This window comes from Delftia sp. ZNC0008 (assembly GCF_000799035.1).
In the GTDB taxonomy this organism is placed as follows: domain Bacteria; phylum Pseudomonadota; class Gammaproteobacteria; order Burkholderiales; family Burkholderiaceae_C; genus Comamonas; species Comamonas tsuruhatensis.
Genome location: NZ_JTKZ01000915.1, coordinates 1 through 2,996 on the forward strand (window position 1 = coordinate 1; position 2,996 = coordinate 2,996).

Annotated in this window: 4 protein-coding genes; all 4 read right to left on the reverse strand. The window is 69.0% G+C overall.

All coding sequences use genetic code 11. The features are described 5' to 3' along the window. On the reverse strand, positions 1-511 hold a 511-nt coding region (locus tag L995_RS29565; protein WP_047475012.1), incomplete at its 3' end, for a sigma-70 family RNA polymerase sigma factor. 70 nt (positions 512-581) lie between these two features. Further along, positions 582-1,082 carry an NUDIX hydrolase gene (locus L995_RS29570; RefSeq protein ID WP_017407282.1) on the reverse strand — a complete coding sequence of 167 codons (501 nt, stop codon included), beginning with the start codon at positions 1,080-1,082 and terminating at the stop codon, positions 582-584. Between the two features lie 112 nt (positions 1,083-1,194). Next, a complete protein-coding gene (locus L995_RS29575) occupies positions 1,195-1,737 on the reverse strand; it encodes a GNAT family N-acetyltransferase (protein WP_043791589.1) in 543 nt (180 codons plus the stop codon). Positions 1,738-1,824: 87 nt separating this feature from the next. After that, positions 1,825-2,826 (reverse strand): HD-GYP domain-containing protein, encoded by a 1,002-nt coding sequence (locus L995_RS29580; protein ID WP_016447218.1) that lies wholly within the window; start codon positions 2,824-2,826, stop codon positions 1,825-1,827. Between the last annotated feature and the right edge of the window lie 170 nt (positions 2,827-2,996).

The following is a 2,996-nucleotide window of genomic DNA, read 5'->3' on the forward strand; positions in this document are numbered from 1 at the left end:
CGGCCTGAACATGGGTGCGGGCGCGGTGCACGAGCTGGCGGCAGGCGGCCTCGCTGCGGCCCAGGGCCTGGGCAACCTCGGCATAGTCGGCATCGAAGACCTCGCGCAGCAAAAAGGCGGCGCGCTCGTCGGGCGTGAGCTGCTCGAGCACGAACATCAGCGCCGTGGACACGTCGTGGGCACGCTCCAGCAGGTCTTCGGCCGAGGGTGCGGACTCCTCGGCCCAGGGCTGGACCAGGGGCTCGGGCAGCCAGAAGCCCTGGTAGTGCTCGCGCTCGGCGCGCAGGCGGCGCAGCCGGTCTATGGCCAGGCGCGTGGTCACGGAGACCAGCCAGGCCTCGGGCTGCTCTATGCCGGCGCGCTCGGCGCCATGCCAGCGCAGCCAGGCCTCCTGGACCAGGTCCTCGGCATCGGCGCGCTGGCCGAGCATGCGGTAGGCCAGGCCGAACAGGCGCGGGCGGTGGCGCTCGAACAGGGCCAGGGGATCGTCGGTGGCGGAGGAGGTCTGCATGCCATCAAGACGCGGGAGCGTGGCGTTGTGTGACAGACAGGGCCGGCATGGTGCTCGGTGCCTTGGTGACTCAGTGGGGCTGCGGAGCCTGCAGCACGCTGGGATCGGTGTGGATCAGCTCCAGCGGGTAGCGGCGGCCGGCCAGGTAGTCCTCTATGCTTTGCATCACCAGCGGACTGCGGTGCTGGGCGGTGCAGGCCTTGAGTTCGTCCAGCGTCATCCAGACCGTGCGGATGATGCCGTCGTCCAGCGGCTGGCCGGCCCGGAAGTCACCCAGCTCGCCCGTGAAGGCAAAGCGCAGATAGGTGATGTCGGAGCCGGTGCGCGTGCGCACGAAGCGGTTCAGGTAGACGCCGACCAGGGCCGTGGGCACGAAGTCGTGCGCCGTCTCCTCATCGACCTCGCGCACACAGGCGGTGATGGGCGACTCGGCAGGGTCGAGATGGCCGGCGGGGGTGTTGTAGCGCACGCCATCGGCCGTGTCTTCTTCCACCAGCAGAAAACGGCCATCGCGCTCAATGATGGCCGCCACAGTGACATTGGGTTTCCAGCGATCGGGCATGGCGCGCATTATGACCAGAGGCGGCCGGCCCGTCCCCGGCCAAAAACCCCATCACCGCGCCTTGCAGACCACCACGCGACACGGCGCCCTGTAGCACCCTGTAGCGCCCCGTAGCACCGCCCTACAGCGGCCGGGCCATGTACAGCGCACCGTCGCCGTAGCTCACCAGGCGCTGCTGCTGCAGCGGGTCGGTCAACGCCTGCACGGCATAGCCATGGCGCTCCCAGTAGCCGCGCGAGCCCTGCACCGACACCAGGGCCGTGTGGCGCAGGCCCTCGGCGCGCGCCCGCTCCCACAGCGGAGCCAGCAGCGCACGGGCCAGGCCCTGGCCTGCGGCCTCGGGGTGCACGGCCATGTCGTGCAGGTACAGGGTGTCGGCCTGCTCGACGGCCTCGAAGTCACCGTGCAGCGGCGTGATCTTGGCCATGAGGCTGCGGTAGGCCGCGAGATAGGCGCGCACACGGCCGTCCTGCTCCAGTGCCAGCGAGCAATGGGCCGTGCCGGCCAGGCGCCGCGCAAAGACCTCGCCGCTCTCGGCATAGTCCTCGCCATAGCAGGCCCGCTGGATGTCCAGCAGACCGGGCAGGTCGGCGGCGGTCAGTGCGCGGACATGGAAGCGGTCAGCGGCAGGCAAGGAAGAGGAGGGAGAAGGCGAACAAGACATGGGCAGGACAGGCAGGTGCCGGAGACAGGCCGCCCAGGGTAAGCGATTGCCCAAGCCCCGGCGCACCCTGCAGGAATCGGTCTCCCGTCAATCCTTCCAGCGCTCGCGTATGTCTTCCAGCTGCGGGCGCAGGCCGATGAACAGCGGCACCAGGCGCGGGTCGAAGTGGGCGCCGGCCTGCTGCTCTATGTGATCCATGGCGTCGTCCACCGTCCACGCGTGCTTGTAGGGGCGTTCCGTGGTGAGGGCATCGAACACGTCGGCCACGGCCACGATGCGCGAGGCCAGCGGGATGTCCTCGCCCGCCAGGCCCTGCGGATAGCCCGTGCCGTCCCATTTCTCGTGGTGGGTCAGCGCGATGCTGTAGGCCATCTGCAGCACCTGGGAATCGTGCTCGCCGATGATCTCGGCGCCGATCTGCGGATGGCGGCGCATGACCGTCCATTCCTCGGCCGTCAGCGGGCCGTTCTTGAGCAGGATGGCATCGGGGATGCCGATCTTGCCCACATCGTGCATGGGCGCGGCGTTGAGCAGGTCGTCCGCCCATTCGTCGGTGCAGCCGGCCGCCAGCGCCAACGTCTTTGCGTAGTGGCTCATGCGGATCACGTGCATGCCCGTCTCGTTGTCGCGGTACTCGGCCGCGCGGCCCAGGCGCTGCACGATCTGCAGCCGCGTGCTGCGCAGCTCGTCGAGCTTGACCAGCGACAGGTGGTTGCGCACCCGCGCCCGCACCACGGGCGCGCGCACGGGCTTGACGATGTAGTCCACCGCGCCCGAGGCAAAGCCCAGGGCCTCGTCCTGTCCGTCCGACAGGGCGGTGATGAAGATCACCGGGATGCGGGCCGTGTCGGCCTGCGCCTTGAGCTGGCGGCACACGGCGTAGCCGTCCAGCTCGGGCATCATGATGTCCAGCAGGATCAGGTCCGGCTGGTGCTGGGCCAGCTGCAGAGCCTTGCGCCCGTCCGTGGCGAACGAGAGCCGGTAATCCTCGCCCAGGATCTGGCGCAGCACATGCAGGTTGGTCGGGTCGTCATCGACCAGCAGCAGGCGCGGGCGCTTGTCCGTTGCCAATAGATTGGGCGCATTCATGCTCTGTCTCCATCGTTCGAGGGCAGTTGCTGCTGCAACTGCTGGGCGCATTCCTGCGCGCGCTCGAAGTCGAAATTATCCAGTGCCTGCTGCAGCGGCTGAAGCTGTTCGGCCGTCAGCATGCGCACGAGGGCCTGCATGGCCTGCCCGTCCAGCTCCCCGCTACGCGG